The 7,025-nt window shown below is 71.6% G+C and carries 6 protein-coding genes; 1 reads left to right on the forward strand and 5 read right to left on the reverse strand.

The genetic code is table 11. The features are described 5' to 3' along the window. Positions 1–18 precede the first annotated feature (18 nt). From TSO352_RS26545 to TSO352_RS26565, 5 genes are all read right to left on the reverse strand, one after another. Positions 19–1,338 (reverse strand): TolC family outer membrane protein, encoded by a 1,320-nt coding sequence (locus TSO352_RS26545; RefSeq protein WP_109110099.1) that lies wholly within the window; start codon positions 1,336–1,338, stop codon positions 19–21. A 141-nt stretch (positions 1,339–1,479) separates the two neighbouring features. After that, a complete protein-coding gene (locus TSO352_RS26550) occupies positions 1,480–2,856 on the reverse strand; it encodes a nucleotide pyrophosphatase/phosphodiesterase family protein (protein WP_109110100.1) in 1,377 nt (458 codons plus the stop codon). Beyond that, entirely contained in the window at positions 2,853–3,764 is a 912-nt protein-coding gene (locus TSO352_RS26555; protein ID WP_109110101.1) for a TatD family hydrolase, read from the reverse strand. The genes TSO352_RS26550 and TSO352_RS26555 overlap by 4 nt, the downstream gene beginning before the upstream one ends. Then, positions 3,761–4,465, reverse strand: coding sequence for an EboA domain-containing protein (locus TSO352_RS26560; protein ID WP_199231728.1), 705 nt, complete (start codon positions 4,463–4,465; stop codon positions 3,761–3,763). The genes TSO352_RS26555 and TSO352_RS26560 overlap by 4 nt, the downstream gene beginning before the upstream one ends. 176 nt (positions 4,466–4,641) lie before the next feature. After that, positions 4,642–6,042, reverse strand: a complete 1,401-nt coding sequence (locus TSO352_RS26565; RefSeq protein WP_109110102.1) for a PLP-dependent aminotransferase family protein — start codon at positions 6,040–6,042, stop codon at positions 4,642–4,644. Positions 6,043–6,287: 245 nt separating this feature from the next. On the opposite strand from TSO352_RS26565, the gene TSO352_RS26570 reads away from it, so the two are divergent. Further along, the gene (locus TSO352_RS26570; protein ID WP_109110103.1) at positions 6,288–6,983 is read left to right on the forward strand and encodes a response regulator; all 696 of its coding nucleotides are present in this window, start codon (positions 6,288–6,290) and stop codon (positions 6,981–6,983) included. Positions 6,984–7,025 lie beyond the last annotated feature (42 nt).

Genomic DNA, 7,025 nt, shown 5'->3' on the forward strand with positions numbered 1-7,025 from the left:
GGCCCCCGCACGCCCGCCTCACCGCTTCTCGTTCGGCAATACCAGCTGCTCGGCGGTCAGTTGGCCGCAGGCGGACAGAAGCTGGAAGTCGGCGACGATTTCGTCGCGCTGGGCGGTCACCAGGTTGACGCGGCTGTTCAGCAGCTCCTGCTCCTGGTTCAGGACGTCGAGCAGGGTGCGGCTGCCCACCTTCGCCTCCTCGCGCAGGCCGTCCAGGGCGGTCTGGGCCGCCTTGATCTGGTCGCGGTAGGATCGGATGTTGGCCCGCGCCGTTTCCAGCGCCGTCCAGGCGGTGACCGCGCTTTCGACGCTCTGGTCGCCCTGGCCGCGGGTCTGGAAGCCGTATTGCCGGGCGGTCTGCCTGGCCTCGCGCACCTGGGCTTCCGGCAGGCCGGCCTGATAGAGCGGCACCACGACCTGCGCCTTCGCGGTCAGGCTGTCGATGCGGGTGTAGTCGATCCCGTCGCTGCGGCCGGGATCCCAGGTTCGCGACCCGCTGGCCGTCAGGCTGGCCGACGGCAGCATCTGGCCGTACGTCTGGTCGACGGCGTGGCGCTGCGCGTCCTCGCTGTAGGCGGCGCTCAGCACCGTCGGGTTGTTGGCGCGGGCCAGCGCAACCGCCGCCTCCAGCGTCTTGGGCAGGTGGAAGGCCGGCTTCGGCGCGGCCAGCGTCCCCGGCGGGGTGCCGACGACGCGGGTGAAGGTGGCGCGGGCGGTTTCCAGCGTGCCCTCCGCCGCCAGCCGCGCGGCCACCGCCTGGGCGAGGCGGGAGTCGGCCTGGGCAACGTCGGTGCGGGTGTATTCGCCGGCCCTTGCGCGGTCCTGCGCCGCCGTGAGCTGGCGTTGCAGCAGCGTCACGTTGGCGGTGTTCAGCGCCACCAGCTCCTGGTTCTTGATCACATCCATGTAGGCGGTCGCGGCGTTCAGCAGCACCGTCTGCCCGGTCGCCGCCAGCGTGGCGCGTTCGGCCTCCACCAGCCGCTCGGCCCGGCGCACCGCCGGCGGCACGGTGGCGTCGAACAGCGGCTGGCTGGCGGTCACCGCCACGCTTTTCGCGTTGGTTTCGGTCCTTTCGCCGCCGCCCGCCTGGTAACGGGTGTTGGTCAGCTCACGGCTGACGCCGAGTGTGGCGCTGACCGTCGGCTTGTAGCCGGACATCGCCTGCGGGATCTGCTCGTCGACCGCGCGCAGGCGGGCCTGCTCCGCCCCCAGCGTCGGGTTGGTGCCGTAGGCGTGGGCCAGCGCCTCCTGCAAGGTCATCGCCTCGGCCGGCGCCGCCATCAGAGAGACGGCCGCCAGGAGCGCGCCGCCGCAGGACCGCCAAGTTTCCGGAATCATCGTACCGCAAGCCCTCTCGCAACACCCGTGTCCAGGCCGCGCGGCCCCCCTCGAACGGAGGGTCGCGCGACGACGACGGGTGTTACGGTGCGGCCGGCCGCGCCCCTGCGGCCGGGCAGCCATGCGGCACACCGAAGCGGATCACTCGAACAGATGGGCCAGGATCAGCGCCTTCACCGCCTCCGCCGGGATCGGCCCGTCCGGCAGCAGGTCGGGGTCGGAGGAGATCAGCAGCGGTCCGGCCGCCGCCCGATCGGTCAGTCGGCCATGCGACCCCTTCACCAGCCCGGCGTCCAGCGGGATCAGGTCCATCAGGGTGCGGAAGCCCAGCGCCTTGCGCGCCAGCCGCCAGCCGATCGCCAGCTTGGGCCAGCGGATCGCCGGATCGATGAACAGCTCCGCCGGGTCGTAGCCGGGCTTGCGGAAGATCTCCACCGTGCGGGCGAAGTCGGGGGCGCGGTCGTCGTCCAGCCAGTAGGGATAGCTGAACCAGCGGTCGGCCCGGCTGACCGCCACCAGATCACCCGACCGCGGGTGGTCGATGCCGGCGGCGCGCTGGTCGATGCGGTCCAGCACCCGCTCAACCCCGTCCAGGCCGGCGACCAGGGCCCGCACCTCCGGCACCCGTTCCGGCCGGGCGACGTGGATGTGGGCGATCTGGTGGTCGGCGACGGCGAAGGCGTCCGACGCGCCGGGGTCGAGCAGCTCGCCGCCCTGTTCGGTGCGCACTGCGATCAGCCCGGCCTCGCGCAGGGCGCGGTTGATGGCGATGGGGCCGTCGACCTGGGTGATGCCGTATTCCGACAGCACGATCACCCGCAGGCCGTCGCGCTCCGCCTGCTCGATCAGCGGGGCGCACAGGGCGTCGACCGCCGCGACCTGGGCGGGGATGCGCGGGTCGTTGGGCCCGAAGCGCTGGAGGTCGTAGTCGAGGTGCGGCAGATAGACCAGCGACAGCGACGGCCGCATCCGCCGTTCCACCTCCGCCGCGCAGTCGGCGATCCAGCGGCTGGAGGTGATGTCGGCGCCCGGTCCCCAGAAGCGGAACAGCGGGAAGCTGCCGAGCGTCGCCGTCAACTCGTCGCGCAAAGCCGCCGGGCGGCTGTGGATGTCGGGCAGCTTGCGGCCGTCGGCGCAGTAGACCGGGCGCGGTGTGACGCTGATGTCGGCGCCGGAATACATGTTGTACCACCAGAACAGCTTGGCCCCGGTGAAGGACGGGTCGCGGCGCCGCGCCTCCTCCCACAGGGTTTCGCCGCTGACCAGCCGGTTGCTCTGCTTCCAGAACAGGATCTCCGACAGGTCGGGGTCGTACCAGCCGTTGCCAACGCAGCCGTGGCCGGACGGTGTCCGCCCGGTCAGCATGCTGGCCTGCACGGTGCAGGTCACCGCCGGCAGCGGCGGCACCAGCGGACGCACGCCGCGCGTGGCCAGTTTGGACAGGGCGGGGGCGTGCGGCAGCAGGTCGGCGGTCAGGCCGACGACGTTCAGGACCAGCGTCCGATGGGTGATGGTCATGCCGGGACGGCGGTGGCGGCGGCGGGAACGTCGACGGCGGGTGCCTGGCCGCGCAGCACGGTGTTGCCCTCGAACAGCAGGCGCTGGTCGACCGGCAGGGGGATCTCCAGCTCCGCCGGGTCGAGCCGGCCGCTCTGGGCGTAGAAGGCGATGGGATTGCGCCAGACGATGGTGTCGATGGTGTCGGTGGCAATGCCGGCGGCGACCATCGCGTCGGTGGTCTTCGGCACCTTCAGCGGGTCGCTGATGCCCCAGTCGGCCGAGCTGTTGATCATGATCCGCTCGCCGCCGTAGGTCTGGACCAGCCCGACCATCCGCGGCTCGTCCATCTTGCTGCCGGGATAGATGGTGTGGCCGGCCCAGCAGCCGCTGTCGAGCGTGATCGGCAGCGTTTCCTCGTTGTTGTGGTCGATCAGCACCATGTGCGGCGGCACCCCGGCCTCGCGCAGCAGGTCGATGGTGCGCCGGGTGCCGGCCTTCTTGTCGCGGTGGGGGGTGTGGACCATGATCGGCAGGCCGTGCCGCAGCGCCATCTCGACCTGCCGGCCGAGGATGTCGTCCTCCGCCGGGGTCATGTCGTCATAGCCGATCTCGCCCACCGCGACGACGCCGTCCTTCTCCAGATAGAGGTCGACCAGTTCCAGCACCGGATCGACGATGTCCGGGTTGTTGGCCTCCTTCGGGTTGAGGCCCAGCGTGCAGAAATGGCGGATGCCGAACTGGCTGGCGCGGAACCGCTCCCAGCCGACCAGCGACAGGAAGTAATCCTCGAAGCTGCCGGCGTGGGTGCGCGGCTGGCCCAGCCAGAAGGCCGGTTCGGTCACCGCGATGATGCCGGCCCGGCGCATGGCCGCGTAGTCGTCGGTGGTGCGCGAGGTCATGTGGATGTGCGGATCGAACAGCTTCATGGCGTCGTGGTCCCGTCCGGGAAAGGGGCATCGAGAAGACGGTCGAGGTCGGCCGGCACGACCCGCCCGGCGGCGCGGCGTTCGCTGCGGAAATCGGCGGCCATCCGGCGCAAGGCGGGCGTCGTCCGTTCCGCCAGCCCGACGATCCGGGCGAGCGGCATCCCGGTGAACACCGCCTTCAACACCATCTGGTTGAAGATCGGCTCGGCAAAAAATGCAGACGGGAAGCGGTTGTCACCGGCCACCGCCTCGAACACCGGTTGCACGCTGGACCGGCAGGCGTCGGCGGCCAGCGGGGCGAAGCGCGCCGGGTCGGGCAACAGCGTCAGCGATTGCAGGATCACGGCCCGCTCCTCGCTGTCCGAGGTGCGAAAGGCGGCGGTCAGGCGGGCCGGCGCCTCCTCGCCCGTGGCCTCGACCGACGCGACCAGCAGGGCGGCGCGCAGCAGCCGCTGGGCGCTCCACCGCTCCGGTACGGCAATGCCGAGGGCGCGCAGAGCGGGCAACTCGTCGCCCTGCGGTGGCGGGCTGCCGCGCAGGCGGCGGCTGGCGGCGGCGAAGGCGCGCATGAAGCCCGGCGTGCCGGGCAGGGCCGGAGCGGCGACGGTGGCCTCAAGCCACGCGGCGCCGTCGGGGTCGCGCGCGGCGACCAGCAGAGCGAGGATGGGCTGGGTGCGGCGTTCCGCAGGGCGGGTGGACATCGGGGCGCTGCGGTGTCCTGGTTGATGAAGTCTGCATTCCTGCAATCATAACCACGGGCGCGCCGGACGCCAAAGTCAAAATGGGTGGTAAGCGAACAAAGACCTTCGCTCGGTGTCAGGATTTGAATATTCGGGGGGAGGAAGCGGCGACCGTGACGGGTCGCCGCTCCGGGGGGCTAAACGATCGACAGCATCGCCGCCGCCGGGGCCTCCAGCGCGTCGGCCAGGGCGCGCAGGCCCCGGGCGGCGATGTCGCGGCTGTGGGACCGGCACAGGCTGACGCGGACCGCGTGGGGGGCGCTGGCGCGACCGACGGCGAAGGCGTCGGCGCCGGTGACGATCACGCCGCGCCGCTGCGCCTCGGCGATGAAATCTTCGCGGCGCCAGGGTTCGGGCAGGACCAGCCACAGATGCTGCGCCGCCGGGTGACCATAGACGGTCTCCACCGGCAGGATGCTGCGGGCAAGCCGCTGGCGGGCCAGATCCTCCTCGCGCTGACTGGCGACGATGCGGTCGGCGGTGCCATCCTGGATCCAGCGCGACACCACCTCGGCCGACAGCGCGGGCGTGGAGTATTGCAGGGCGCGGATCGCCGTTTCCACCCGCGACCGCAACTCCGGCGGGGCGACGACGAAGCCCAGCCGCAGGCCGGCGGCGAGGCTCTTGGAGACGCTGGACAGGTACAGCGTGATGTCCGGGGCGATGGTCTGGATCGGCTGGGCGTCCGGCACGATGAAGCCGAAGACGTCGTCCTCGATCAGCATCACGTTGTAACGGCGGGCGATCTCGACGATCTCGCGGCGGCGTGCCTGCGGCATCACCACGGCGGTCGGGTTTTGCAAGGTCGGCACCAGATAGACCGCCTTCGGACCGAGCCGGCGGCAGGCGCTGTCGAAGGCGTCGGGCACCAGCCCGTGCTCGTCGATCGCCACGCCTTCCAGGTGATAGCCCTGGGTGGCGGCCAGCGCCTTGGTGCCGATGTTGGTCAGCCGTTCGGCCAGGATCACGTCGCCCGGCCGCGCCACCGCGGCGAGCGCCACGGCCAGCGCGTTCTGGGCGCCGGTGGTCAGCAGGACCGCGTCGGTGCCGGCCTTCACCCGATGCTGGCGCTCCAGCCAGGCGGCGGCGGCGGCGCGGTGCTCCGGCAGTCCGGCGTGCGGGCCATAGCCGATCAGCGCGGCGGCGGCGCCCGACGCGGCGATGGCGGTCAGCGTCTGGCCGAGCGCCTGAATCGCCAGCGCGTGTTCGGGGTGGACGGTCGTCATGTTGACCGAAGCGTTCCCGTCGCTCGGCGGCGGTGGCCAGCTCAGCGGCAGGGCGGCGGGCGCCGGACGGGCGCCCTGAACGAAGGTGCCGCGGCCGACCTCGCCACCGATCAGCCCGCGCTTTTCCGCCTCGGTGTAGGCGCGCGTCACCGTGCCGACCGTCACCCCCAGGCGGAAGGCGAGATCGCGATGGGTCGGCAGCCGGACACCGACCGGCAGGACGCCGTCGGCGATGTCGTCGGCCAGCGCGTCGGCGATGACGCGATAGAGCGGGCCGGGCCGGCCCTCCAGGTTCGGGGTCCAATTTGTCATGGGTACAAATGTGGCATTGTCCCCCAGGCTTGGCAAGCCTTGCGGAATTGTCACCATGCCGAACGGTCGGAGCGTCGGACAATCCGGCTGTGGCAGGCCGGCTGTGGCAGGCCGGCCGTGGCAGGGGGTGCCCGCCGGCCGGTCGCCGAACCTTCATCATTGTCACCGTACGGCGGAGGGGATAGCTTCGGTGCAGGGCCAAGCGGACATTCCGGCGCCCACCGGGTTTCCTTCCGCGGGGGACAATGCACACGATTGCGGTGGTCGACGACGATCCCATCACCCGCGAAACGCTGAAGGCCTATCTGGAGGGCGAGGGGTACCGGGTGATGCTGGCGCGCGACGGTGACCAGTTGTCGGCGCTGCTGGCGCGCGGGCGGATCGACCTGCTGCTGCTCGACATCCGGCTGCCCGGCAAGGACGGGCTGGCGGTGACGCGCGAACTGCGGGCGACCTCCAACATCGGCATCATCCTGATCACCGGCCGCTCCGACCGGATGGACCGGCTGATCGGGCTGGAGCTGGGCGCCGACGACTACATCACCAAGCCGTTCGAGCCGCGCGAGATCCTGGCGCGCACCCGCAGCCTGCTGCGCCGCATCGCCCGGCCGGTCAAGCCGGCGGGCGGGCGGGTGAAGCGGTTCGACGGCTGGGAACTGCACCTCGACAAGCGGCGCCTGCGCGACCCCGGCGGCGAGGACGCCCGCCTGACCTCGGCGGAGTTCGAACTGCTGGCCGCCTTCGTCGAGCATCCCGGCCGGGTGCTGAGCCGCGACGATCTGCTGGACCTGACGCTGCGCGGCGATTCGGTGCCCTACGACCGCTCGATCGACCGGCTGGTGCGCCGCCTGCGCCGGGTGGTCGAACCCGACCCGGCGGAGCCGACGCGCATCGTCACCGTCCATGGCATGGGCTACATGTTCCAGGCTCCGGTGGAGTAGGGGCCTGGGAACAGGGGCGGGGGGGGGCAGCCCCCGGCGCCC

The organism is Azospirillum sp. TSO35-2 (genome assembly GCF_003116095.1).
Taxonomy (GTDB): domain Bacteria; phylum Pseudomonadota; class Alphaproteobacteria; order Azospirillales; family Azospirillaceae; genus Azospirillum.

Excerpts from the sequence above, each read along its gene's own strand:
- TSO352_RS26545 (WP_109110099.1), bottom strand. The coding sequence starts at position 1,338 with ATGATTCCGGAAACTTGGCGGTCCTGCGGCGGCGCGCTCCTGGCGGCC.
- TSO352_RS26550 (WP_109110100.1), bottom strand. The coding sequence starts at position 2,856 with ATGACCATCACCCATCGGACGCTGGTCCTGAACGTCGTCGGCCTGACC.
- TSO352_RS26555 (WP_109110101.1), bottom strand. The coding sequence starts at position 3,764 with ATGAAGCTGTTCGATCCGCACATCCACATGACCTCGCGCACCACCGAC.
- TSO352_RS26560 (WP_199231728.1), bottom strand. The coding sequence starts at position 4,465 with ATGTCCACCCGCCCTGCGGAACGCCGCACCCAGCCCATCCTCGCTCTG.
- TSO352_RS26565 (WP_109110102.1), bottom strand. The coding sequence starts at position 6,042 with ATGACAAATTGGACCCCGAACCTGGAGGGCCGGCCCGGCCCGCTCTAT.
- TSO352_RS26570 (WP_109110103.1), top strand. The coding sequence starts at position 6,288 with ATGCACACGATTGCGGTGGTCGACGACGATCCCATCACCCGCGAAACG.